Source organism: Microbacterium sp. Y355 (assembly GCF_059445345.1).
In genome coordinates, this window is the sequence record NZ_JCAIUD010000001.1 from 3435608 (window position 1) to 3461827 (window position 26220).

The 26220-nt window shown below is 63.6% G+C and carries 17 protein-coding genes; 15 read left to right on the forward strand and 2 right to left on the reverse strand.

The features are described from left to right. The first annotated feature begins 374 nt into the window (after positions 1-374). A complete protein-coding gene (locus AC1C2O_RS16515) occupies positions 375-1367 on the forward strand; it encodes an ATP-binding cassette domain-containing protein (RefSeq protein WP_495431531.1) in 993 nt (330 codons plus the stop codon). Next, positions 1364-2188 (forward strand): ABC transporter permease, encoded by an 825-nt coding sequence (locus AC1C2O_RS16520; protein ID WP_495431532.1) that lies wholly within the window; start codon positions 1364-1366, stop codon positions 2186-2188. Before AC1C2O_RS16515 ends, AC1C2O_RS16520 begins: the two co-directional genes overlap by 4 nt. A 126-nt stretch (positions 2189-2314) precedes the next feature. Here the strand turns inward: AC1C2O_RS16520 and AC1C2O_RS16525 are convergent, their stop codons facing one another. Then, on the reverse strand, positions 2315-5521 hold the full coding sequence (locus tag AC1C2O_RS16525) for an ATP-binding protein (RefSeq protein ID WP_495431762.1): 3207 nt from the start codon (positions 5519-5521) through the stop codon (positions 2315-2317). A gap of 185 nt (positions 5522-5706) precedes the next feature. Between AC1C2O_RS16525 and AC1C2O_RS16530 the strand changes: the two genes are divergently transcribed. From AC1C2O_RS16530 to AC1C2O_RS16570, 9 genes are all read left to right on the forward strand, one after another. Then, positions 5707-6171: a DUF2975 domain-containing protein gene (locus tag AC1C2O_RS16530; RefSeq protein WP_495431533.1), complete on the forward strand. Its 465-nt coding sequence runs from the start codon at positions 5707-5709 to the stop codon at positions 6169-6171. Continuing rightward, entirely contained in the window at positions 6171-6416 is a 246-nt protein-coding gene (locus AC1C2O_RS16535; RefSeq protein ID WP_495431534.1) for a helix-turn-helix domain-containing protein, read from the forward strand. The genes AC1C2O_RS16530 and AC1C2O_RS16535 overlap by 1 nt, the downstream gene beginning before the upstream one ends. Then, entirely contained in the window at positions 6416-10156 is a 3741-nt protein-coding gene (locus AC1C2O_RS16540; RefSeq protein ID WP_495431535.1) for an SCO7613 C-terminal domain-containing membrane protein, read from the forward strand. Before AC1C2O_RS16535 ends, AC1C2O_RS16540 begins: the two co-directional genes overlap by 1 nt. A 378-nt stretch (positions 10157-10534) precedes the next feature. Continuing rightward, positions 10535-10903 (forward strand): 30S ribosomal protein S12, encoded by a 369-nt coding sequence (gene rpsL / locus AC1C2O_RS16545; protein WP_439284754.1) that lies wholly within the window; start codon positions 10535-10537, stop codon positions 10901-10903. Positions 10904-10908: 5 nt separating this feature from the next. Continuing rightward, complete coding sequence (gene rpsG, locus AC1C2O_RS16550) at positions 10909-11379, forward strand: 30S ribosomal protein S7 (protein WP_495431536.1); 471 nt, start codon at positions 10909-10911, stop codon at positions 11377-11379. 86 nt (positions 11380-11465) lie between these two features. Then, the gene (gene fusA, locus AC1C2O_RS16555) at positions 11466-13580 is read left to right on the forward strand and encodes an elongation factor G (protein WP_495431537.1); all 2115 of its coding nucleotides are present in this window, start codon (positions 11466-11468) and stop codon (positions 13578-13580) included. Between the two features lie 183 nt (positions 13581-13763). Beyond that, positions 13764-14954 (forward strand): elongation factor Tu, encoded by a 1191-nt coding sequence (tuf, locus tag AC1C2O_RS16560; protein WP_495431538.1) that lies wholly within the window; start codon positions 13764-13766, stop codon positions 14952-14954. Positions 14955-15115: 161 nt separating this feature from the next. Continuing rightward, positions 15116-15985, forward strand: a complete 870-nt coding sequence (locus tag AC1C2O_RS16565) for a hypothetical protein (RefSeq protein ID WP_495431539.1) — start codon at positions 15116-15118, stop codon at positions 15983-15985. A gap of 90 nt (positions 15986-16075) precedes the next feature. Continuing rightward, positions 16076-16720 (forward strand): VanZ family protein, encoded by a 645-nt coding sequence (locus AC1C2O_RS16570; protein ID WP_495431540.1) that lies wholly within the window; start codon positions 16076-16078, stop codon positions 16718-16720. 199 nt (positions 16721-16919) lie between these two features. Here the strand turns inward: AC1C2O_RS16570 and AC1C2O_RS16575 are convergent, their stop codons facing one another. Beyond that, on the reverse strand, positions 16920-19145 hold the full coding sequence (locus AC1C2O_RS16575; RefSeq protein ID WP_495431541.1) for an acyltransferase family protein: 2226 nt from the start codon (positions 19143-19145) through the stop codon (positions 16920-16922). 206 nt (positions 19146-19351) lie between these two features. Between AC1C2O_RS16575 and AC1C2O_RS16580 the strand changes: the two genes are divergently transcribed. The 4 genes from AC1C2O_RS16580 to AC1C2O_RS16595 all read left to right on the forward strand — a co-directional run bounded on the left by AC1C2O_RS16580 (position 19352) and on the right by AC1C2O_RS16595 (position 26120). Next, on the forward strand, positions 19352-21412 hold the full coding sequence (locus AC1C2O_RS16580) for an acyltransferase family protein (RefSeq protein WP_495431542.1): 2061 nt from the start codon (positions 19352-19354) through the stop codon (positions 21410-21412). A 141-nt stretch (positions 21413-21553) separates the two neighbouring features. Then, positions 21554-22891 carry a hypothetical protein gene (locus AC1C2O_RS16585; RefSeq protein WP_495431543.1) on the forward strand — a complete coding sequence of 446 codons (1338 nt, stop codon included), beginning with the start codon at positions 21554-21556 and terminating at the stop codon, positions 22889-22891. An 80-nt stretch (positions 22892-22971) separates the two neighbouring features. Continuing rightward, positions 22972-24069: a glycosyltransferase gene (locus tag AC1C2O_RS16590; RefSeq protein WP_495431544.1), complete on the forward strand. Its 1098-nt coding sequence runs from the start codon at positions 22972-22974 to the stop codon at positions 24067-24069. Continuing rightward, positions 24066-26120, forward strand: a complete 2055-nt coding sequence (locus AC1C2O_RS16595; RefSeq protein ID WP_495431545.1) for an acyltransferase family protein — start codon at positions 24066-24068, stop codon at positions 26118-26120. The genes AC1C2O_RS16590 and AC1C2O_RS16595 overlap by 4 nt, the downstream gene beginning before the upstream one ends. Positions 26121-26220: the final 100 nt, after the last annotated feature.

Below are 26220 nucleotides of genomic sequence, written 5' to 3' on the forward strand. Positions count from 1 at the left end.
ATCTCCCGCATCCCGCGACAGCCGCAGCGTGAGACACCACTGTAGGAATGGTGTCTCACGCGCTCCATGTCGCTCCGCGCCCAGGATGGTGTCTCACGCCCGGATGCCGGACCGCCCGGGCACCAGGCGCCGGGCACCAGGCGCCGGGCACCAGGCGCCGGGCGCCGGGCACCAGGCCCCAGGCTCGCTCGCCGTTCCAGTCGCGAGAATGGCCTAGTTGCATGGGACAGGGGTTCCTGAGACCTTTCTCATGCAGCAACCCAATTCTCGATCGGCCGCCCTCTTCAGCGCCGAGACCGCCCTCTTCAGCGCCGAGACAGCCCATGTCAGCGCCGCGACAGCGGTGTGTAAGCGAGCACGCGGATGCTTTCCACATGACAGATTTCACATCAGAATGGGCCGTCGAGGCCACCGGGCTCGTGAAGACGTTCGGCCAGAACCGGGCGGTCGACGGCGTCGATCTCCGCGTGAAGACCGGCACCGTCTACGGCGTGCTCGGGCCCAACGGCGCCGGCAAGACCACCACCATCAACATGCTCGCAACGCTCATGCGTCCGGACTCCGGCACCGCCCGCGTCTTCGGCCATGACGTCGTGCGCGAGCCTCAGATCATTCGCCAGCTGATCGGAGTGACCGGACAGTTCGCCTCCGTCGACGAGACCCTCTCCGCCAACGAGAACCTCATGATCTTCGCTCGGCTCCTCGGCCTCTCTCGCACCGAAGCTCGCACCAAGAGCGTCGAACTGCTCGAGCGGTTCGGACTGAGCGAAGCCGCGCGCAGACCGCTGAAGAACTTCAGCGGAGGGATGCGTCGCCGCCTCGACCTCGCGGCATCCCTCATCGCGCAGCCCCCGTTGATCTTCCTCGACGAGCCGACCACCGGCCTTGACCCGCGTACGCGCGGCCAAATGTGGGACACGATCCGTGACCTGGTCGCGACCGGTTCGACGGTGCTGCTCACCACGCAGTATCTCGACGAGGCTGATCAACTCGCCGACCGCATCGCGGTGATCGACCAGGGCCGCGTGGTCGCCGAGGGCACTAGCGATGAGCTCAAGGCATCCGTCGGTTCCTCCAGCCTTCAACTGCGCCTCGCCGAGACTGCCGACACGGGCGCCGCGCTGGAAGCCATTGAGCGTGTGCTCGGCGTGATGGGGACACTCTCGCCAGAGGCATCCAGGATCACCGCACCGATGGCGGATGCCGATCGCATCGCCGACCTGCTCATCGCCCTTCGCGAAGACGGGATCCGCGTCACCGAACTCAGCGTGCAGAAGCCGACGCTCGACGAGGTGTTCCTCACGATCACCGGCCACGAAGCCGGCGATCAGAACCAGCCCACACAGAAAGAAGAGGTGCACGCATGAGCACCATCGCCACGACCAGAATTGTCCCCGCCATCGAGCGCAATCTGAAGAACCACACGAGCATCACGCAGACGCTACAGAACACCTTCACGATGGCGTATCGCGGACTCGTGAAGATTCGCCGCACACCGGAGCAGCTGTTCGATGTGACCCTGCAGCCGATCATCTTCACGCTGATGTTCACCTACATCTTCGGTGGGGCCATCTCAGGAGATGTCGCCTCTTATCTGCCGACGATCATCCCGGGCATCCTCGTGCAGACCGTGATCACGACATCCGTCGTTACCGGAACGCAGTTGCGCGAAGACATGGACAAGGGTGTTTTCGATCGATTCCGCTCTCTGCCGATCGCACGCATCGCGCCGCTGTCCGGTGCGCTGCTCGCAGACACCATTCGCTACGCGATCGCCACCACGCTCACCTTCGTGATGGGTTACATCATGGGCTTCCGACCGGAGGCGGGTCTCGGAGCCGTCATCGGCGCTGGTGTCCTCGTGATCACGTGCGCCTGGGCGATCAGCTGGATCTTCGCCTTCTTCGGCGTCATCGCCCGCACCGCATCCAGCGTGCAGGGCATCTCGATGATCGTGCTGTTCCCGCTGACGTTCCTCTCCAACGCCTTCGTTCCGGTCGACACGATGCCCACCTGGCTGCAGTGGTTCGTGAACATCAACCCGGTCTCGCACCTGGTGACCGCGGTGCGGGAGATCGTCAACAATGGTGCGTTCACCGGTGACGCCTGGCTCTCGCTGCTCGGCGCTGCGGTCATCGTCGCGATCTTCGCGCCGCTGACCGTCCGGGCGTACATGCGCAAGGCCTGACCGCTCAGGCGAACGAGATGAACGAGGCGTGCCCGGATGCCGGTGCACGCCTCGTTTGCGTACCGCGCACCTCCGAAAACTGACCCGAAACCGTGGCACCGCGGCGCCCCGTACTCAGCGAGCGCGTCAGTGCGTCTGGAGAATGGCGACGGTGCGGTCAATGCGCTCTTCGAGCGGGAGGGCGGATGCTGCGGCACGGGCGGCCGCCACGGCATCCGCTCCGATGATCTCGACGGCGCGATCACGGTGCGCCGAGAGGTGCAAGCTCGGCAGATCCTGACGCGCACCCATCACCTCGGCCAACGCGAGCGCCTCCACGGCCGCGGCCTGCAAATCCGGGAAGTCCATCGCCCACGCTGACCACCCCGTGAGCGCGGCGCCGAGAATGGGCTTGTCGCCGAGTTCAGGGCGCATCCGCTGCATCGCGAGAACTCTGGTGCGCAGACGGCGTGCCCAGCGGGCGATCACGTCAGCGGGGAGGGCCCTGTCCATCGACATGGCCGAGACGTACGCCGCCATCGCGATGGTGAACCAGGGCGATGCCCGCTGGTCCACCGACCGGAATCCCTCCAGCGCCAGCTCATATGCCGACACTGCCGATGGGATATCTCCCCGGGCTCGTCTGACCTCAGCGAGTCCGAACCATCCGATCGCGGCGAATTCCAGGCCCTCCTGCGTGTAATCGCGAAGCGAGGTCAGGAGTTCGAAATGCGCGGTGGCCTCGTCGAAGCGACCGAGCGCCACGAGGCTTCCGCCGAGCGTCCAGTCGAGCTGTCGGAGTTCATCTTCAGCACCGAACTCTTCGAATCCTTGCCGTGCACGATCGAACCAGACCAGTGCTCGTGCAGGCTCCGCGGCCTGGCTCGCGAGCTGCGCGGCAGAACTCGCGGCCATCGCAGCGAGCCAGGGCTGCTCGCATTGCACGGCGAGTGCCCACGCACGATGCGCCGCAGCGTTAGCCGTTGCCGCGTCGCCGTCATTCTCGGAGAACTGTGCGATGAGCATCTCGGTCACCAGACGCGCCGACGGGTCGGCGTCGGTGCGTGCTTCCTCGAGGGCGGCATGCAGTTGACCGGGTCGAGATGACAGATCGCTGGCCGTAGCAAGGACGCGCCATGCTGGGCTCAGCTGGTTCGTGGATCGCCGACGCAACCGCCGGATGCGCGCAATGGCACGTAACGCGCCGGCGTTCTCGGTGAGCAGCGCGAAGAGCGCGCACGGCAGCAGCACCATCGCGAGTGTGTCGACGGGTACCGCGTCATCTGGCACGTCCTTGATCGCGGCGAGGATCAGTGGGGCGAATCCGCCGAGCTCTGTGAAGTTGCCGCGGACGACCCAGGATTGCGCGAGCGTCGCGGCGATGAGAAGCGCGTCAACGCCTTTCTCAGCGTCGATGGCGTGACGCAGGGCCGCGACGAGATTGTCGTGTTCGGCGCGGATTTCGCGGAACGCCCCGGCCCGAAGTGGAGCGTGTTCTCCGATGAGGCTCGCCCCCGGCATCCGGGTGAACGATGCGGCCCATGCCAGGACCGCGTTCCATGCGGCATCCTCGTCGTCGTGTGTTGCGAGCCGTGCGATGCCGAATTCGCGGACGGTTTCGAGCATGCGGAAGCGGATGCCGGAGGTGAGCGAATCATCGACGACGACGAGCAGCGACTGGGCGACGAGGCGATCGAGCAGGTCGTCCACCTGCGCTGCACCGAGCACTCCGACGGCAGTCGCCGTGGAGAAACCTGCGGGCAGCAGCGACAGCACGGCGAGGGCGTGGCGGGCGTCTGGGTCGAGCAGATCCCAGCTCCACTCGATGACTGCCTCCAGCGTGCGGTGGCGCTGTGGTGCAGAACGATCACCGCCGCGCAGGAGTGCGAACCGGTTCTCCAGACGCTGCTCGATCTGCTCTGCGGTCATGGTGCGCACGCGCGCCGCGGCGAGCTCGATCGCGAGCGGCAGCCCGTCCAGTCGATCGCACAGGCGGATCACGGCAGCAATGTCGAGCACAGCGTTCGGCCGTACCGCGCGCGCCCGTTCCAAGAAGAGGCGCACTGCAGGTCCCGGCTCGTCACCCTCCGCACCCGCGGCAGTGTTCAGAGGAGCGACCGGATGCACGAGCTCACCGGCGATGGCGATGGGTGTTCGGCTTGTGGTCAAGATGCGCAGTGTCGGCACCGATGCGAGCATGTCGGTTGCCCAAACGGCTGCACCGTCGATGATCTGTTCGCAGTTGTCGAGAACGAGCAGCGTGGGCCGCTCGCTCAGCAGTGCGATGACGCGGGAGCGGAGGTCAGGCTGCGAGCGCACCTCCGACAGTCGCCCGCCCGCGCGTGCCTCGCTGATGCCGAGGGCGGCCCCGATGGCAGGTGCGAGGTCGTCATCCGTGCGGATGCTCGCGAGCTGCACGACTGCGACGACCGGTGCTTCGGATGCTGCGGCGACGGATTGCGCGAGACGTGTCTTGCCGAGCCCTCCGGCGCCGAGCAGTGTGACCAATCGCGCCCTGGCGAGCAGGGATGCGATCTCGCGCAGTTCCTGCTCGCGACCGATGAGTGCGTTCGGCTCAGCGCGCAGCCCGATACGAACCCTGCTGGCCCCGGGCGTCCGTTCGCCCTGCAGGATCTGCGTGTTCAGCGCCGTTGCGGCAGGCCCTGGGTCTGTGCCGAGGTCGTCGCGCAGGCGTTCGCGCAGTGCGGCGAAGACGGCGAGCGCTTCCTGCGGACGATCATCGGCGGCGAGTGCGGTCATGAGCTGCAGGTGAAGCGGCTCGTCATATGGATGTGCGGCCGTGCGATCCGTCAGCGCGAGCGCGGCGGCATCCGCTCGTCCCAGGGCGAGCAGGGTGCGCGCGCGGGATGCCTCGATTCGATTGCGCACGGAGGATGCGGCGTCGACGAGGGCAGCGGCGACCGGGCTCTGTCCGAGGTCTGCGCCTGGCTCGCCGCGCCAGAGGGCGAGCGCCTCATCCAGCAGGGCGAGTCTGGCTGGGTCTGCCTCATCGAGTGCGGCGGCTTCGGTATCGAGAGTGCGGGCAGCGGTCAGATCGATGGCACTCAGGGGGACCGAGAGCGCGTAGCCGCCGGTGTCGCTGCGGATGAGGTCAGCCCCCGCGGATGCGCGAAGTCGGGATACGAGGGTCTGGAGGGATCCGCGGGGATTGCCGGGAAGATCGTCGCCCCAGAGGTCGTCGGCGAGTGCGTCGATGCTGCGCGGCGCGGGGGCTGAGAGAGCGAGGGCAGCGATCAGCGCGCGGGAAGTTGACCCAGGGAGGTTCACGTGCAGGTCGTCCGGCGTCGTGATCGCGACCGGGCCGAGCACGGCGACCCTGGTGGCGTGCGACATCACGTGCGTCAGCATACTGCGTGGGGTTGTTGTCGCTGCTGTTGAGGCGGGGTCATCGTCGGCGCCCCGCACCCCGTGCATTCCCTGTGAGAGCGGCCGACCAGCTTGAGCCGCCCAGCCTCCCAGGCTATCGTTTTTCGATAGATACCGGCCGCTTATCGATAGGTAGTTTGATGCAACCCCGTGTGACCGCTGTGCTGAAGACACTCATTGCCGTGATGATCGGGCTCCTCTTGGTGAGCCAGATCCTCGTGATCCCCGAGGTCGCGCGAATCACAGCAATCCGCAATCCTGACGTTGCGCAGCTCAAGATCCCCGGCATCATCGCGGCCATCATCTTCCTGGCGCTGGTGCAACTCACACTGGTCTGCGTGTGGCAGCTGCTCTCGCTGGTGCGCGCCGAACGGATCTTCAGCCCAGACGCCTTCCGATACGTAGACATCATTCTCTGGGCATTGGCCGCGGCTGGCGCGCTCATCGCAGCCTCGTACGTCGTGATCATCGCCAGCCGCGCAGTCTCGCTGTCGCTCACTCTGCTGGCGATCCTCGGCATCGTCGTCAGTGCGGCCCTCGCCCTGCTGGTTGTGGTGCTGCGCGGACTGCTGCGTAAAGCGCTCGAGCTCGAGCAGGACTTGTCCGAGGTCGTCTGATGCCGATAGTCATCGACCTCGACGTGCAGTTGGCGCGCAAGAAGATGAGCGTCCAAGAATTTGCGGATGCCATCGGCATCACACCCGCGAACGTCGCAGTGCTCAAGAACGGACGCGCCAAGGCCGTGCGCTTCACGACACTCGAGGCCATCTGCCGTGTGCTGGAGTGTCAGCCCGGCGACATCCTGCGCTGGACGGCAGATGCCGATAGCGACACCGAAATCACCACAGAACCGGGGGAGTGATGAGCACAACGACCGACACGGTCAGCTGGGGCGAGCACGTTGCCCAGCGACTTCTGGACAGCACGGTCTGTCCCATCTGTGCATCCGACAATCTGAATGGTGGATGCTGCGCCCACTGCGGGGCGGACCTTCGCGGTGCCTTCGGCGTCCAGCTGTGGAACGCCTCGATATCCGCGGCCGCCGCATTGCGCGCCCGCGACGTGCTGCTGAGTCGCGTCCCCCGAGTGACGGATGCTCCGGCGCTGGCGGATGCGCCAACCCCGGCGGATGCGCCCACGCAGGCGGAAGTTCCCCCGACCGCAGCACCCCTCCCGACATCCCCACCACCGACTCCGCCCACATCCCCCACCCAGCACCCCGAATCACAAGCCCACCCGCGCAGCAGCGCCACGGTTCAGTCCGTGCTCGCGATCGCCGGCGCCGGACTCTTCGCGATCGCCGCGCTCATCTTCACCTTCCTGAATCCCGACCTGTCTGACCGTGGCATCCGCAGTGTCGTGGTCGGGCTGGTGACGCTCGTCTTCCTCGGCGGAGCATGGATGCTCGCACGCCGCGGACTGCAGTTCTCCTCCGAAGTGGTCGGCGCGCTCGCGCTCGTGTTCGTGGCGCTTGACGTGTACTCCTTCGCTCAACTGGGCAGCACCTCCGCCGCCACCTGGCTGCTGGCGGCACTCGCAACGTCGGTCGCCAGCGGGCTGATGCTCGCCGCGGGCAGGCTCTCGAAGATCAGAGTGTGGTCGTGGGCCGCGCTGATCGGCATCGCCGTCGTTCCTGCGATGCTCGGGTACGCCACCGGGGCGGTCTATGTCGCAGCCCTCGGACACCTCGGCACCGCTCTCCTCACCACCGCACTCATCGCAGTCTGGCCGCGCATCGCGAAGCGCTCGCTCAGCGTGATCCAGGTGGCCGCGGTGCTGAGCGCCGTGCCCCTCGCGGTGTTCGGATCCTTCGGGTTCGCCGGCACCGTCACGATCATGCTCGGCGTCAGCCTGGTGCTCGCGCTCATCGCCATTCACGCGGTCGTCACCGCACGTCTCGTGCTGCGCCACTGGTGGAGCCTCGTCGCCGGGGCCGCAGCAACCACGTCGCTCGTGCTCGCGGTCACTTCGCCCGTGGCTCAGGTGGCAGGCGAGTGGCTGCCCGCAGCTCTCCCGACAGTCGCGGCGTTCGCGTTCGTCCTCATCTCGGTGTCGCCGCTGCCGCGAGCGATTGCGCGTTCCGCCCTCGCGATCGGTGGCATCATCGTGGTCGCGCTGATCGGACTCATGCCGCTGGCGTATGCCGCGACATCCGCCCTCGACGCCCTCACCGACGTCGTGCGCGGCACCGGACCTCTGCTGTCGGTCGAGCCGTCAGGGTGGGCGCCGGTGCTCGGAATGGTCGGAATCGCCGCCGGAATCGCCCTGTTCGGCGGACTCGCACGCGACCGCGACGCCCAGCCGCGACCGGGCGATACCCAAACACTCCGCCCATTCGCGGCGGCCACCGACGTCATCGCGATCGGCGCGGCTGCGCTCGCAATTCTCACGCTGGCGTGCAGCAACCTCCTTCCGCTCCCCGCCCGCCTCGCCATCGTGCTGGGCGCGGCGGCGGCCACGGCGATCACGATGAGGGCGATCCCGAGCATCCGCAACACCGCGCTGGTGAACCGTGTCGTGCTGATCATCGGCATCCATACGGCGATCGCGGTCGGCGTCCTCATCTCTTGGCTTGACCCGCAGTCTGCACCGCTCTCCGGCCTCGGCGTGCTCGCGGCCCTGGCGCTTGCGGCGATGGCGTTGCCCGCCGGCATCCGCTTCCTGCATGTCGGAGTCGGCTTCGCCTACGCGCTGGTGTGCCTCGGGCAGGCGCTCGCGCAGACCGAGCTCGGCAGCATCGCGGTGCTGTGCCTGGTGGCATCCGCTGGGCTCGTCGGCGCAATCGTGGTGACCTTCTTGCCTCAGGTCGGCTCGCGCAACTGGTATGCCGTACTGGTCGTGACGGTGGTGCCGTTCGCCGCGGGAATTGTGCAGGTGATCTTCGAGCGCAGCGGCTGGACCGCACTGTCGACCGCCCTGATGTTCGCCCTCGCCCTATCGCTTTTGCTCACTCGTCGCCCCGGCCTCAACATCGTCCTGCGCACGCTCGCAGCCGGGATGCTGGTGCCCACCGTCGCGGTCGTCGTGGTGTGCCTCGGCGCCCAGGTGCTCCCGATCAGCGCCTCGCCGGTCACGCTGCCGGTCATCGCCGCGATCGTCGCGCTCGTGCTTCCGAGCACCACTCTGATCAGAGACGCCCTGCGTCGCAATGGTCTGCGAGCGGATGCCGCGGCCGCCGTGCGCGTGGCAATCGAGGCATCCGCACTGCTCACCGGAGTGATCGCCACCGCGCTCGCGCTCGGTCGAGAGGCCGCCGGTCTCGGAACGACCTTCCTGGTGCTCGTGATTCTAGGCATCGGGGCCGCGGCCAGCGCTGTATTCACCCGCCGTCGCTACGGCTGGTGGGTGGCGGGAGCCGCCTTCACCGGCGCGCTCTGGTGCGTGTGGACCATGAACGGCGTCGACCTGCTTGAGGCCTACCTGCTTCCGCCAGCGCTGGCGGCGGCCGTGATCGCCGCCATCCTCGCCGCGCGCGGAGTGGAAGTGCGCGGCCTCTACGCCACGGGCCTCGGCGTCGCCGTGCTGCCGAGCCTCGCGCTACTCGCTCTCGTCGAGCCGGATGCCCATACCGCAGTGGACGTGCCATGGCGGGCAGTCGCGTTGCTGGCCGCCGGTGCGCTGCTTCTCGCGATCGCGGCAGGGTTCGCTCGCCTCGGTCGACGGCTGCGCACCGCGCGAGTGCGGATGCTCGTGCCGGCCACCCTCGCGGCCGCAGGCCTCGCGGTGATTGCGGGCCCGGTGCAGGGCATTCGGATGGGCGTCGGGGCTGATCTTGACTTCTTGCACGGGGCGCCGCTGTTCCTCGCGTGCTTCGGGGTGTCCGCGCTCGCAGCGATCATTCTCGTCTTTGCTGGCCGTGGCATCCGCTCGTCGGCGCGTGCGACGTCGCGTCTGCGCACCACGCGCTGGATCTTCGCACCCGCCGTGCTCGCGCTCGCCGCCGGAACCTGGTGCGCGATCGAACGCGACTGGGGATCGATCTGGATGATGTGGGCGCTGATGATCGGCATCCTCGCCCTCATGCTCACCGCAGCCGTCCGGGCGGAGCGCACGACGCTGCCGCCGGTGTGGTTCCTGTTCGCTGTTGCGTTCGTGACGGCGGTGGTGGCGTGGAGTCCACGCGACCTGCGGGTGGAGTGGTTCTCGCTGCTGCTCGGAGCGTTCCTGCTGCTGGGCGGGATTTCCGGGATGCGACGGCACGTGGGGGACACCGCCAGCACGCTCAGCAACTGGCCCGCCGGTCGCAGTGGTTCATGGGCGCTGCTGGCGCCGGGCCTCATCGTGATGATGAGCGCGTCGATCGCGGCGACGTTCACCGACCCGCTGACGTGGCGGGCGATCCTGGTCATGGTGCTCGCGCTCGCCGCGATCATGGTCGGCGCCGGTCGCCGCCTGGCCGCGCCCTTCATCATCGGGATGCTCGTGCTGCCGATCGAGAACGTCTTCGTCTTCTCGGTGCAGATCGGCCGTGGCATTGAATCGATGCCGTGGTGGATCACCCTCGCCGTCATCGGCGCTGTTCTCCTCATCCTCGCCGTGACCTACGAACGGCGCAGTGAGGATGCCTCGACGGTCGGCGCCCGCATCCGCGACCTGCGCTGACTCTGCTCGAGGCACTCCTGCTCCCCGCCCGACCCAGCCGCCCCCGCCCGACCCAGCCGCGAGAATGGCCCAGCCGCATGAGACAGGTGTTCCCACGACCTTTCTCATACGGCAACTCAATTCTCACGACCGAGAAGCCCCCGCCCGACCACCCCCGTACCACACCAACGCGCCCGCCATTTGACCGCACCCATTACCCCGCATTACACTTGATCAGGTGTGTGCACGTCTTGGCGTGCCTGCACACGGGCTCCGGTCCATACCGGTTCGCCCCCACGGCATACCCACCACACCAAAAGCACGGCGATTTCGTCGTGCCGGTGGGTCATGAGGTGAAACCCATCACGCTGTCACCGTGCAGCACTATGAGGAGAGAACGTGCCAACTATTCAGCAGTTGGTTCGCAAGGGACGCTCGCCGAAGGTCACTAAGACCAAGGCGCCCGCCCTGAAGTCGAACCCGCAGCAGGCCGGGGTATGCACCCGCGTCTACACCACCACCCCGAAGAAGCCGAACTCGGCGATGCGCAAGGTCGCTCGTGTGAAGCTTCGTAACGGCGCTGAAGTTACGGCGTACATCCCCGGTGAGGGACACAACCTGCAGGAGCACTCTTTGGTGCTCGTCCGCGGTGGTCGTGTCAAGGACCTCCCCGGTGTGCGTTACAAGATCGTCCGTGGCGCCCTGGACACCCAGGCAGTCAAGAACCGTAAGCAGGCTCGTAGCCTCTACGGTGCGAAGAAGGGTTGAGTTAGATGCCTCGTAAGGGTCCCGCCCCGAAGCGTCCCGTCGTCAACGACCCGGTATACGGTGCTCCGATCGTCACCTCGCTTGTCAACAAGATTCTTGTTGATGGCAAGAAGTCGCTCGCTGAGTCGATCGTCTATGGCGCCCTCCGTGGCGTCGAGGCGAAGAACAGCCAGGATGCTGTCGCCACACTGAAGAAGGCGCTCGACAACGTGCGCCCCACCCTTGAGGTTCGCAGCCGCCGCGTTGGTGGCTCGACCTACCAGGTGCCGATCGAAGTCAAGCCGCACCGTGCGAACACTCTCGCGCTGCGCTGGCTCGTCAGCTACGCCAAGGGCCGTCGTGAAAAGACCATGACCGAGCGTCTCCAGAACGAAATTCTGGATGCCTCGAACGGTCTGGGTGCCGCGGTCAAGCGCCGCGAAGACACTCACAAGATGGCTGAGTCGAACCGCGCGTTCGCTCACTACCGCTGGTAAACAGCATCGTCCCGCCCCCGGTCACGTGCCGGGGGCGGGCACTCAAACTTTCGCAGTTGCACTGCTAGATAGAAAAGGACACTCCTGTGGCACAAGACGTGCTCACCGACCTGAGCAAGGTCCGCAACATCGGCATCATGGCGCACATCGATGCTGGCAAGACCACCACGACCGAGCGCATCCTGTTCTACACGGGCGTCAACCACAAGCTGGGCGAGACGCACGATGGCGCCTCGACGACTGACTGGATGGAGCAGGAGAAGGAACGCGGCATCACGATCACGTCTGCCGCCGTGACCTGCTACTGGGACAAGAACCAGATCAACATCATCGACACCCCCGGTCACGTGGACTTCACGGTCGAGGTGGAGCGTTCGCTCCGCGTCCTCGATGGTGCTGTCGCCGTCTTCGACGGCAAGGAGGGCGTTGAGCCCCAGTCCGAGACCGTGTGGCGTCAGGCTGACAAGTACAACGTTCCGCGTATCTGCTTCGTCAACAAGATGGACAAGCTCGGCGCTGACTTCTACTTCACCGTCGACACCATCATCAACCGCCTTGGCGCGAAGCCGCTCGTCATTCAGCTCCCCATCGGTGCTGAGAACGACTTCGTCGGCGTCATCGACCTCGTCGAGATGCGTGCACTCGTCTGGGCTGGAGACTCCAAGGGTGACGTGACCATGGGCGCTTCTTACGAGGTTCAGGAGATTCCTGCTGACCTCAAGGAGAAGGCTGCTGAGTACCGTCAGCTTCTGCTCGAGACCGTCGCCGAGACCGACGACGCACTCCTGGAGAAGTTCTTCGGTGGCGAAGAGCTCACTGTTCCCGAGATCAAGGGCGCGATCCGCAAGCTGACCGTGTCTTCTGCGATCTACCCGGTTCTGTGTGGCTCTGCGTTCAAGAACCGCGGCGTTCAGCCGATGCTTGACGCTGTCATCGATTACCTGCCGAACCCCCTCGACGTCGGTGCCATTCAGGCACACGACCCGAAGGACTACGACACGATCATCGAGCGCAACCCTGACGCGAACGACCCGTTCTCGGCTCTGGCGTTCAAGGTTGCAGTGCACCCGTTCTTCGGTCGCCTCACCTACATCCGTGTCTACTCGGGTCACCTTGACTCTGGCTCTGCGGTCATCAACTCGACCAAGGGCAAGAAGGAGCGCATCGGGAAGATCTTCCAGATGCACGCCAACAAGGAGATCCCGGTTCCCGCAGTTACCGCGGGTAACATCTACGCGGTCATCGGTCTGAAGGACACCACCACCGGTGACACCCTGACCGACCCGGCAGCTCCGGTCGTCCTCGAGTCGATGACGTTCCCTGAGCCTGTCATCGAGGTCGCCATCGAGCCGAAGACCAAGGCCGACCAGGAGAAGCTGGGTGTCGCCATCCAGAAGCTCGCTGAAGAGGACCCGACCTTCCGCACCGAGCTCAACCCCGAGACTGGTCAGACGACCATCAAGGGCATGGGCGAGCTGCACCTCGACATCCTCGTGGATCGCATGAAGCGCGAGTTCAACGTCGAGGCGAACGTCGGCAAGCCCCAGGTGGCCTACCGCGAGACGATCAAGAAGACCGTCGAGAAGCACGATTACACCCACAAGAAGCAGACGGGTGGATCGGGTCAGTTCGCAAAGATCCAGTTCAACATCGAGCCCCTCGATCTGGATGCTGAGAAGACTTACGAGTTCGTGAACGCCGTCACCGGTGGTCGCATCCCGCGTGAGTACATCGGCTCCATCGATGCTGGTTTCCAGGATGCAATGAACGTCGGCGTGCTCGCCGGCTTCCCGATTGTCGGCGTCAAGGCGACCCTCACCGATGGTGCAGCGCACGACGTTGACTCCTCGGAGATGGCGTTCAAGATCGCCGGCTCGATGGGCTTCAAGGAAGCCCTTCGTCGCGCTAGCCCTGTGCTTCTTGAGCCGCTTATGGCTGTTGAAGTTCGTACTCCTGAGGAGTACATGGGCGACGTCATCGGTGACCTGAACTCGCGTCGTGGCGCGATCCAGTCGATGGAAGACGCTGCTGGCGTCAAGGTCGTCCGTGCACAGGTTCCGCTGTCCGAGATGTTCGGCTACATCGGCGACCTGCGCTCGAAGACTTCGGGCCGCGCGGTTTACTCGATGGAGTTCCACTCCTACGCTGAGGTCCCCAGGGCCGTGGCCGACGAGATCGTCCAGAAGATCAAGGGCGAATAACCCGTTCTTTCGGGATGCTCCGCTCCCGGTCCTGCGCCTGTCAAAGGGCATGGGCGCGGAGCATCCCGAACACTCACAACTTCACACGCACTCTCTCTACTAAACTGAGAATCAAACCCCGTAGGGAACCGGTCACAATCCAGTGCCCGGCAATCTCTACACGAACGTCCTGAGGAGGACCCAGTGGCCAAGGCCAAGTTCGAGCGGACCAAGCCGCACGTCAACATCGGAACGATCGGTCACGTTGACCACGGCAAGACGACGCTGTCCGCAGCCATCTCCAAGGTGCTCGCTGACAAGTTCCCGTCCGACACCAACGTGCAGCGCGACTTCGCTTCCATCGACTCGGCGCCGGAAGAGCGCCAGCGTGGAATTACGATCAACATCTCGCACATTGAGTACGAGACCCCCAAGCGCCACTACGCGCACGTTGACGCTCCCGGCCACGCCGACTACGTCAAGAACATGATCACCGGTGCTGCTCAGATGGACGGCGCGATCCTCGTGGTTGCCGCTACTGACGGCCCGATGGCTCAGACCCGTGAGCACGTTCTGCTCGCCAAGCAGGTCGGCGTGCCGTACCTGATGGTCGCGCTGAACAAGAGCGACATGGTTGACGACGAGGAGATCCTGGAGCTCGTCGAGCTCGAGGTCCGCGAGCTGCTCGCAGCTCAGGGCTTCGACGAGGACGCTCCTGTCATTCAGGTCTCGGCTCTCGGCGCCCTCAACGGCGAAGAGAAGTGGGTTCAGTCCATTCTTGACCTCATGACCGCTGTTGACGAGTCCGTTCCGGACCCGGTGCGCGACAAGGACAAGCCGTTCCTGATGCCCGTTGAGGACGTCTTCACGATCACCGGTCGTGGAACCGTCGTCACCGGCCGCGCCGAGCGTGGAACCCTCAAGATCAACTCTGAGGTCGAGATCGTCGGCATCCGCCCGACGCAGAAGACCACGGTCACTGGTATCGAGATGTTCCACAAGCAGCTCGACGAGGCATGGGCCGGCGAGAACTGTGGTCTGCTGCTTCGCGGTCTGAAGCGTGAAGACGTTGAGCGCGGCCAGGTCGTCGTTCAGCCGGGTACGGTTACGCCGCACACCGACTTCGAGGGCTCTGCGTACATCCTTTCCAAGGAAGAGGGCGGGCGTCACAACCCGTTCTACACGAACTACCGCCCGCAGTTCTACTTCCGCACCACCGACGTCACCGGCGTCATCTCGCTGCCTGAGGGCACCGAGATGGTCATGCCTGGTGACACCACTGACATGACGGTCGCGCTGATCCAGCCGATCGCTATGGAAGACGGCCTCGGCTTCGCCATCCGTGAGGGTGGACGCACCGTGGGTGCTGGTACGGTCACGAAGATCATCAAGTAAGCATCTGCTTCCTCGCAAAGGGGTCGGACCTTCGGGTCCGGCCCCTTTGTCGTTGGCGGATGCCGGATGCCGGATGCCGATGCCGGATGCCCCTGCTAATATTCAGCTGAATGCGAATGCCCGCCTCCTGTGGAGTCATCGCGCCATCACAGGGAGACCACGTGCACAGCAGCACGCGCAAGCGCCGTTCTTACCTTTCCACGATCGCGTCCGCGGTCATCGCCGCGAGTCTCTTCGCCGTTGCGCCGAGTGCGTACGCTGCAGAGCGTGTAGAAACCGTCCATATCGTGGCTCCGATGGCTTCGACGCTCTCGAAGACGCCGGTGCCGACGATCGCAGGGACGGCAAAGGTCGGCTCCGCCCTCACGGCGAAGCCCGGCACCTGGAACCCCGGTGTCGCCTTGAAGTACCAGTGGTACGCGGCCGGCGTGGCTATCAAGGGCGCGACGTCGTCCAAGTTCACCCCGAAGACGGCTCAGGTCGGCAAGAAGATCACGGTCAAGGTGACCGGTTCGAAGTCTGGCTACAAGTCGGTGTCGAAGGCCTCCGCTGCGACGAAGGCGGTTCCCGCGCTCACCCTGAAGACCGGTGCGGTGACCATCGCTGGCAAGGTGACGGTGGGGCAGAAGCTCTCAGCGAAGCCCGGTACGTGGACGAGTGGGACGGCGCTGAAGTACCAGTGGTACGTCGGGGGAGCGGCCGTGTCGAAGGCGATCTGGTCGACCTATACGGTGCGCCCGGTGGACGCGGATCGCGCAGTCACGGTCAAGGTGACCGGTTCGAAAGCCGGATACACGCCGAAGACGGCTGGCAGTTCGGCAACCAAGAAGGCGACGGGCAAGTACTACGCGACCTGCACGCTGCTCAACAAGGACTACCCTGACGGGATTCGCAAGTCGACGACCAAGGGTGACATGAAGAGCGGCAAGTTGAAGCCGTTCGTGGGAAAGCCGTTCGCATCGAACACCCTTTATGCCCTGCAGTCGATCGCTCGTGACGCAGATCGCGATGGCATCATGTGCGAGCGGTGACGCTGATCGTGGCCTGAGCGGGAAGCCCCCGTTCTCCCAGCCGCCCCTCGTTACGATGGCTATCCGCCCGCTAGTAACAAGGAGCACCCATTGAGCGAAATCCACGTCGGCCCACCGCCGCCGCGAAGCTACGCCCGGCTATGGGTTTCGACAGTATTGCTCGCGTTCTACGCCGCGTTCGTCCTGCTGGTCACGATGTGGCCCAACCCCCAGCAATTGGAGTTCGGCAGCATCTCCTCTCGGCTGCTGCGGGTGCTCCACAACTTCGGGGTGCCGGAGTCGTTCGGATACGACAAGCTCGAGTTCACCGCGAACATCGGCATGTTCATGCCGCTCGGTTTCTTGCTGGGTCTTGCCCTGGCTCGTAAGGCGTGGTGGGTGGCGATTTTCCTGTTGCCGGCGTTCTCCGGCGCGATCGAGTTCACGCAGGGGCTTGCGCTGGATGAGCGCGTCTCGACGTTCTACGACGTGTTGTCGAACACGATCGGTGGCTACCTCGGGTTGCTGCTCGCGATGATCATGCGAGCGATGATCTATGCCCGGGATCGCACCAAGATCGAGCGCGAACTGTGGGAGCGGCGCTATGCGGCGGCTCAGTTGCAGCGCGCACGCGCCGAGCAATATCAGCATCAGCAGCCGTATGCGCCGGTCGAGCCCGACCCTGTCACCAGGGTGCTGGACGCGGATTTCTGGGCGACGGGGGATGCGCCGACTCTGCGACTGCCTGTTCGGTAGGACGCGGTATCGAGCGATCAAGGCCGTATCGATCAGGCCACATGTGACCGCGAGGTCGAACGCGTCCCGACACGAGCCCCATCGCCTTTGACTGGCATCAGCCGCGCCTGCGAGGACGAGTTCGGGGTGGCCGCGGCCCGTACGGCTAATAACTGGCGCGTGCCCGGCGATTGGCTCCTTAGGGGTGCCTCGCTGGCCGTTAAAGTTGCGGTATCAGCTCTTCAATTGCGGGTGCGAGGGCCGGCGCCAGATATTCGACGAAAGTCGCAGTCAGATGGTGCGTGTCGCGATAGACCAGCAGGTTGTGGACGACTGCTGGGCAACTGTCCTCGCCACAGATGTACTCGGTGAGATCAACGAAAGTTCCACCGGCGGCTTCGGTTCCCTGCAACTCCCATGCAGCGAAAACGCTGTCAACGACATCGCTTCGCGTGCCGGCACACGGATTCAAATTATGAGTGTGCCCCGACGCGCAGATCGATGGCGCGGCGATGAAACGAGGTGAATCGGCCAGGACGAGCACCTGGCTGCCTGCGCCTTCAAGCTGCGCGACCGTTGAGCTCAATGCCTCGCTCCAAACCCGTCCACTGTCGGCTTCCGCGACGCCTGGCAGGTTGGACCTCGTGTAGCTGGAGATGACCACGAGCTCAGGGGGCTCGTTGGTGAGCTGGGTGAGCACGGCGTCCCGCCAGCGATCGCAAGAAGCGTAGGGGACGTCATTGTTCAGCAGGGTCAAGTCGACGGCAGGACAAGATGATTTCGTATAGTTCTCGATCCGGACGGATGGATGCTGCTCGGCGAAGATAGATACAGCGGGGAACCACTGCGCGGCGTGCGAGTCTCCGAAGATGGCGATGCGCACGTCCCCGCCGAGATTTCCATAGGCGCAGTCCTGGACGTCTTCGCTAGTGAAGTTGAGATGGCACCCGTCGGTGTACATCGGCGCGAGGTCGTTTGCGAACTCACCAAAGGATGGGTTCAAGTTGCTGGGCACGTGATCGGTCGCAGCCGGTGGAACGGTCGGCATTGAGGGGGCGGCCGCAACTGCGGGCCCAGTGGGGACGTCCCGATCGCCGGCCCAGCGTGTCGCGCCTGTGAGCGCCAGCGCAAGAACAGCAGTGACCGCGAGGGTGCCCCACAGGGTCATCCTCGGTCGCCGCCGCGCTAAGAAATTCGGCGCTCGAAACGGCGTTTCGATGAATCGAAACAGCACCCACGCCGCCGGGACAGCGAACACGATTCCGACCAAGACCTTCGCGCCGAGGCTGAGTGGGTGTTGCTCGCCTACGGCAATCTGCGTCAGAACCAGCAACGGCCAGTGCACGAGGTACAACGAGTAAGAGATCAGTCCGAGGAACTGCATCGGCCTGAGCGACAGCACCGCCGTGGGGCCACGCTTCGCAGTTGCTCCGCCGAAGTAGATAACCAAGGCCGTGCCGACTGTTGGTATAACGGCCGCAGTGCCCGGGAACGCCGTCGTGTCGTCAAAAACGATTGCAGGAACAAGGATTAGCGCGATGCCGGTCCAGCCGCCGATGGCTCTGATCCAGGTCGGCAGAATTGGCGCGCTGTACAACAAGAGTGCCCCGACTACTGCCCCGATCACGAGTTCCCAGGCACGCGTGGAGAGCATGAAGAAAGCGGCGGGCTGGTCGATGGGGGTGAGGATGATCCCGTAGGTCAAGCTCGCGATACCAAATGTTGTGATCGCGATGATGATCCACACGCGACGGCGGCGGACGATCAGGCTGATCAATAAGAGCAGGAGCGGCCAGAGCAGGTAGAACTGTTCTTCGATGCCGAGTGACCAGAAGTGCTGGTACGGAGATGGTGAATGATCGGCGAGGTAATTTGTGCCCTCGTCAGCGAATCGCAAGTTGGGAACGTAGAGCACCGTCGCGACGGCGTCCTTCAGAACTCTCTCGAGTGTGAGGGCCGGGTAGACAATGATTGCCGCGATAGCGGTCAGGACGGCAATCGTCCAGGACGCTGGCAAGATTCGGCGGATGCGACGTGCGTAGAACTCAGCGAAGTTGATCCGACCAGTGCGCTGGATGCTGTCCAGCAGGTGGCTAGAAATGAGGAATCCGGAGATGACGAAGAATACATCGACTCCGATGTAACCGCCGGTGATGCCGGGAACACCGGCGTGGTAGAGCAGTACGAGTCCCACTGCGATTGCTCGCAGCCCTTGTACATCTGAACGGAACCCACGGAGTCTGGGTGCGCTCGTCGGCGCAACAACAGTCCTAACGGGGACCGTCATGCCCCGCTCACCACGCTGAGCATATCCACCAGATGATCGTATCGGCCGATGGCTACGCCCGTTCGCTCGACCGCCCTCGTGGATGTCACTCCCGCTGCTAGAGCCGAGGAGCACCCACTGAGCGAATCCGCGTTGGCCCACTGCCGTCGAGCTACGCATTCCTGTGGGTCTCGATCGTCCTGCTTCCCAGTGACCCGGGTGCTCGACGCGGACTTTGAGGTAGCCATGAGGCGCCGACGCTGGGACTGACTCTTTGAAGCGCTTCCTGGGGTCGTACAATAGCCGCTGGTACTTCGACCTGCTGGTCCTCAGCTGAGCGCGACGGCCAATCAGTCGCCACGACGATCGCCAGGAGGAACAGCATAGTGTCCGGAGTCAAACTGAACGGTGCGACAAAGCGCCTCGATATTCAAGGACTCCGCGCTCTTGCCGTGCTTCTGGTGGTCGTTTACCACCTATGGCCGAAGAAACTCACTGGCGGATTCATCGGCGTTGATGTCTTCTTCGTCATCAGCGGATTCTTGATCACCGCGCATTTGATCTCAGAAGTCTCGCGGACAGGGACGGTGTCGCTCACCCAGTTCTGGGCTCGCCGCGTGCGGCGACTGCTGCCTGCGGCCTTTGTCGTACTCGCAGCGTCACTGCTACTGGTGTATGTGGTGTTCCCAAGCTCAGTTTTGGCTCAGAATCTTTCTGAGATTGGGGCGGCGTCTCTCTACGTTTTGAACTGGCTTCTTGCCGCCAATGCCGTGGACTACCTCGGCGCGGAGAATGCTCCGTCGCTTGTCCAGCATTACTGGTCGCTTTCCGTCGAAGAGCAGTTCTATATCGTCTGGCCGTTGTTGATACTGCTCGCGATCGTCCTCGCGAAGGTGCTCCGGATCAAGAATCGGAAGGCGACGATTGGCGGACTGCTCGCGCTCGTTTTTGTCGGCTCGTTGGCTTACTCCATCTGGCTAACAGCCACGAACCCAGGCGCGGCGTACTTCGTGACCCCAACCCGTGCGTGGGAGTTCGCAGCTGGCGGACTGGTCGCGTTCATTCCCACTGGGCTGATGACGTATTTCAGCCAGCGTCGCGGGTTCGTGGTCGGCAAGACGCTAATGTCGTGGATTGCCCTGGCTGCGATTCTCGCCGCAGCCTACTTCTACGACGGGTCGACTCCCTTCCCTGGCTGGACTGCTCTCGTCCCGGTGCTGGGGACTGCGGCGCTCCTGGCGCTCGGAGACTCGACCGACGCCTGGTCGCCGCAGTACATCGCTGGCCACGGTGCCGTCCAGACGATTGGCGATGCGTCGTATTCGATCTATCTGTGGCATTGGCCACTCATCATGGCTTTCCCCTATTTGGTCGGCGGAAGGATCGACTTGAAGTGGGGGGTTGGTATCTTCATCGTCACTGTTGTCCTTGCGCTACTCACTCAGCGCTTCGTCGAGACTCCGTTCCGTTCGTCGGGTGGGCCCCTGCGCGGGCGCCGACGTGCCTACGGATTCATGGCCGCGGGGATGGTCATCGTTGTGGCGATCGGTGTTGGGGGGACTTATGTCGCTGAAAAGTCACAGGAGGGAATCAAGGGACTGATCTTCGCTGAGCTGAGCAATCCAGAGAGCTGTTACGGTGCATATGCGATCCTCAACGGTTGCGAAGATCCGTATGCCGCGACTGCGCTGACGAGCCCCGTCTTCAGCGTGACTGATAAAGACTCGTGGGGCAGAAACGACCCAGGTGAGAAGGCGTGCATCAAGACCTATCCCTCGCCGGATTCTCCAGCGCGAGATTGCACTTTCGGCGATGGGGCGACGACGGTCGCATTCGTGGGCGATTCGCACACCGGTCATCTGTTGGAGCCGATGAAGACTGCCGCTGCGAACAACGATTGGACCCTCCGGGTGTTCGCGCTTGGCGGTTGCTCGACATTTGAAGATCAGTTCACTATCGACAGCATTCGTGATCCGCAGGCGATCATTCGTACTGAAGGCTGCATGGACTGGACTGAGCACGTTCAGCAGACCGTGCTTGCGGAGAAGCCGGACGCGGTAATCTTCAGCAGCCGCTCTTGGCATCGGCCGCTGGATCCTGAGGTCGTTGCGAAATGGCTCAACGAACTTGAGGCGGCCGGGATTACCCCGATCGTTCTAGAGGACGTGCCTGGCATGCCGAAGGGCACGACGGGCGCAGAGTGCGTCGAATCGTTCCTGCCCTGCGATACAAGCATTCGCGAGCGCACAGATCCCGTACTCATCGGTGCCGAGTCATCTGACACGTTGGTCGTGTCGATGAACGATGTCCTCTGCAACGACGAAGAGTGTCCTGCGGTGATCGGTGGTGCCATCGTTTATACCGACGACAACCACCTTGCGCGTACTTTCGCACTGACGCTCGTGCCGATCTTGACTGAACGGCTGGGCGCGATACTCGGCAAGTAGGGGCTACTTTCGTACGGCGCATCCTGAAGTGCTGTGCAGAATCGCCAGTTGCCCCAGAAGTTCGATAAGATTCGCGTAAGTGTCAACGCTGACGCCCTTTGCATCCGTCCATTACGGTGCTCATCGACCGAAAGAGCCGACATGACTCGACGCCTCCACAACAGCAGTCCGCACAGCACGCTTCGCGCGCGCCTTGCGTCGCTTGTTGGTGTCGTCACCATTGCGCTCAGCAGCTTGATTGTGGCTGCGCCCGCACAGGCGGCCGTCGTGGTCGACAGCGATTTGACGCTCACGGCACAGTGCTATTCGGATAGCTTCGTGGTTACTGTCGGCGGGATGATCACGTTGGATGCTGGTCACTCGGCGACCTCATACCTTCGGGTTGATGATGAAGTTTCCGGGGAAGTCCAAACGGTCGCGTCAGAAGAAGATGGCTTCATCCTGGACGTTGCCGCGACCACTCTCGTCTTCGAAGATGCTGAAACGCACCTGGTCGAGTGGGTCGTCAATGAAGTCCCGCAGAATGAAGGTCTTTTCTCGTTCGCTGAGAACTGCGCAGATGCATCAGCGCCTGCAGCGGTTGCTGCAGTGACGTTCAGTGACGCGGTGTGCACCGCTGAAGGAGATGCCACGGCCACGGCGACAGTGCGGTTCGGTTCAGATGCTCCGAGCGACGCCACCGCCGAGGTAACCGTGGTCAACGGCGACACCCAGGCGACGGAATCCGCTGACATGGACGAGAACCGCCGAGCGGTGATCGACTACACAATCCCGCGTGAAGGAAAGACGGTTGTCACCGTCGTCGAGCGCCACAGCGCAGGTCTGGCGAAGCCCGTCGGTGAGAAGACCTACGAGTTTGCTGTCGACTGCGTGGAAGCAACCCCGACTCCCACCCCGACGCCGACTCCGACGGAGAAGCCGACTCCGACTCCGACTCCGACGGTGGAGCCGACCCCCGCGCCGACCGAGGCGCCGGTCCCGTCCGAGTCTCCAGAGCCCTCTGAGCCTCCGGCTCCTGCGCCGAGCCCGGATCCCGCGCCGAGCCCGGATCCCGCGCCTGTTGTAGAACCGCCTGCACCTGCACCAGTTTCACCTGCAGTCAACGTTTCGAGCACATCGGTTCCGGCCGGTGGCAGCGTGACGATCAACGCGAGCGGCTTCGCACCAAACGAGTCGCTTGAGCTCTGGCTGCATTCGAATCCGTGGAAGCTGACGAACGCCACCGCAGATGCCAACGGAGTACTTTCGCTGGTGGTGGGGATCGCTGGCGGCACGGACATCGGTGACCACCAGATCGAGGTGCGTGGTGCGACCAGCGGGTCTGTGTTCGTCGACATCACAGTCACCGACGACCTGGCCATCACCGGTATCGACTCCGCGTTCGCATCTGGCGTCGCTACCAGCGGTCTCGTGCTGGTGCTCGGCGGTCTCGCGGTCGTGTTGCTGGCTCGCCGCGCTCAGTTCGAGGCGCGGGCGTAAGCACCCTCCCCGATGGGCGTTTAGTCGCCCAGTGACCGCGCGACTAAGATCGAATGGTCATTGACAATGGGGGTTGAATTTTGAGCGGCATTCTCGTTCACGAGTGGCTCGCTCGCACCGGAGGGTCGGAGAACGTCTTCGAGGTGCTCAGCGAGACTTTTCCGGACGCCGCGCGATACGCGCTGTGGGATGATAGCGAGGGCCGTTTCAACGGGGTCGGTGAGACCTGGTTAGCGCGCACGCCGCTTCGCCGCAGTAAGGCGCTGTCTCTGCCTCTGATGCCCCTTGCATGGCGGCAGTTGCCGTCAGCTGAGGCCGACTGGGTCCTGACGAGCAGCCACCTCTTTGCGCATCATGCGCGTTTCGGCGGGCCCGCGCGGCATGCTCCAAAGCTTGTGTACGCGCATACCCCCGCACGCTACATCTGGGTGCCGGAGCTGGACGGCCGCGGCGGATCGATTCCAGCAAAACTCATGTCCTCGGCGCTGAAGCCGCTCGACCGAAAGCGCGCGCAAGAACCGCTTGCGATCGCAGCCAACAGCAGATTCGTCGCTGAACGAATCCAAGCGACCTGGCAGCGTGAAGCTGAAGTTATCTATCCGCCCGTAGCCGTGAAGGACTTCGCGGAGGCGCCAGTGCTGTCGGACGCTGACCAGGCATTGTTGGACGCTCTCCCTGATGGCTTTCTGTTCGCCGTATCGCGTTGGGTTCCGTATAAGCGATTGGACGCGGCGATCGCCGCCGGTCTCGCATCTGGGCGTCCTGTGGTGCTCGCAGGGGAGGGGCCCGACGAGGCACGTCTGCGTGCAGAAGCCGAAGCAAGCGGTGTCGACGTCCGGTTCCTGCACCGCCCTTCGTTCCCGCTACTGAAGGCGCTGTACCGCAAGGCTGCGGCCTTGGTATTCGCCCCTATCGAGGACTTTGGGATCGTACCGGTTGAAGCGATGGCCTCGGGCACTCCGGTGGTGGCGAACGGCATCGGGGGAGCGGTGGAGTCGGTCATCGATGGTGTCACTGGTGCGCACGTGCATGAGTGGGAATCTCACACTGAGTTGGCTGTTGCCGTTGATCTCGCCGTCGGGTCTAACGCGGACGCATGTGTAGCGCGAGCGGCAGACTTCGATGTCGAAGTGTTTACGCGCCGGATTGTCGAGTTTGTAGAAAAGAACGTACGTTGACTCTTGCCCGAACGGTCTCTGGCGGCAAGAGATACGACATTCAGGGCCTACGCGCGGTAGCAGTTCTCCTCGTGGTGGTCTACCACATCTCGCCGGCGAAGCTACCCGGTGGTTACATCGGTGTCGATGTCTTCTTCGTGATTTCTGGCTACCTGATCACGGCCCACCTCCTTGGTGAGGTGGCTCGTACGGGCACAGTTTCACTGACGAGATTCTGGGCTCGCAGAGCACGGAGGCTGCTACCGGCGGCGTTCCTCGTGCTCATCGCATCCGTGCTCATCGCGACTCTCATCGTGCCACAGGCGATGCTCAAGCAGAATCTCGTGGAGATCAGCGCAGCGGCGTTCTACGGATTGAACTGGCTACTCGCGTGGAACTCGGTGGACTATCTGGCATCCAGCAACACGCCTTCGGTGGTACAGCATTACTGGTCCTTGTCTGTCGAAGAGCAGTTCTACATCATCTGGCCGCTGTTGATGCTTCTTGCCATCTGGCTGGGCGTCAAACTGAAAGCGAAGAGCACAGCACGCACTGCGGTCGCGTTGTTCGCTGTAGTGTTTGTGCTTTCTCTCGCGGCATCGATCTGGTTCACGCGCACGATGCCCGAGGTCTCGTATTTCGCGACCTACACGCGTGCGTGGGAGTTCGCAGCGGGCGGGCTGCTGGCCGCCGTGCCGGTCGTCGCCGCCCAGCGGTTGCCGTCTTGGGCACTCGATGCACTGAGCTGGGGTGCGCTGGCCTGTGTCTTGGTGCCCGCTTTTCTGTATACCGACGAGACGCCGTTCCCTGGCTGGACAGCTGCGGTTCCGGTCGCCGGAGTCGTATTGCTCATCGCGCTGGGAGATCGCTCGTCCATATGGTCGCCGCAGTATCTGGCTCGAGCCGGGTACATCCAGGTGCTTGGCGATGTGTCTTATTCGTTGTATTTGTGGCACTGGCCGTTGATTGTCGCGGCCCCCATTTTGTTGGGCCACTCAGTCGGTGCGAAGTCCGGTCTGGCGTTGCTTGCGATGGCAATCCTTCTTGCGATCGCGACCAAGAAGTACGTCGAAGACCCCCTCCGGTCGAGCAACGGCCCTCTTGGCTCCAGGAGACGGAGCTTTGCCTTCATGGCTGCGGGGATGGTGCTGGTTGTCGGATCGATGTCGATTGTGAGTTTCTCGAATCGAAGCGACGTCGAGCGAATTGAGGCCGCGATATCCGATCCTGAAGGGTGCTTCGGGTTCTACGCTCTTCAGAACGATTGCGCCGATCCGTATGATGCGACCGGGTCACCTCTTTCGCCGGCGTTCTCCGCTGAGGATCGCTACGCGCGCACGCCATTGCGTGAGGACTACCCGTGCCTGGCGACCGATCCTGCGCTGGGGAATGAGTGCGTGTTCGGCGAGATCGCTGATCCGCGCGCTACGGTCGTGCTCTTCGGGGATTCTCACTCCCTGCACCTGATCGAACCGTTGGCAGAAGTTGCCGAGGTGAATCAATGGCGGCTTCTGATGTTCACCCGTTCAAGCTGCAGCGGTGTGGAAACGCCGAGGGAAATGGACGGCGAAGAGTTTCAGGCGGAGCACGATGGTTGCGTCGCCTGGGGTGAGAGTGTGAGGCAGAAACTCGCAAAGACAGACGGTATCGACCTGATACTGCTTTCCAGCCAGGAACGATGGAACCGGATCGACTCTGGCACGGTCGATGGAGCGTTGGAGGAACTATCAGACGCGGCCGCGACCGTTGCCGTGATCACCGACGTTCCTGGAATCACTGCCCGTGATACAAAGGCTCCTGCTTGCGTTGAGCTTGCAATCGAAACAGGCGACACTTCCGACCCATGTGCACAGAAGGTGAACAGCAATGAAGGGGCGGTGACGAAAGCTGCGGAATCGCTAGGCCTGCCAATCATTGATCTGCGTGCACAGCTCAGCGAGGGGGATCTCGCGCATGCCGTTATCGGTGACACGATCGTATACTTCGACAACAACCATCTGACTCGAAGCTTCGCTCGCACACTGGTCCCTTGGCTCCACGACGAGATCTCGGTTCTTGTTCTGACGCGTTAAAACGGCGGTTCCAAGTCATGCAAACTGCTGCGGTCGTGAGGTGCGGATATCATAGGTCGGAACGCCTTCGCTCGGCCGAGCCTCGTTGGAGCGATTTCCC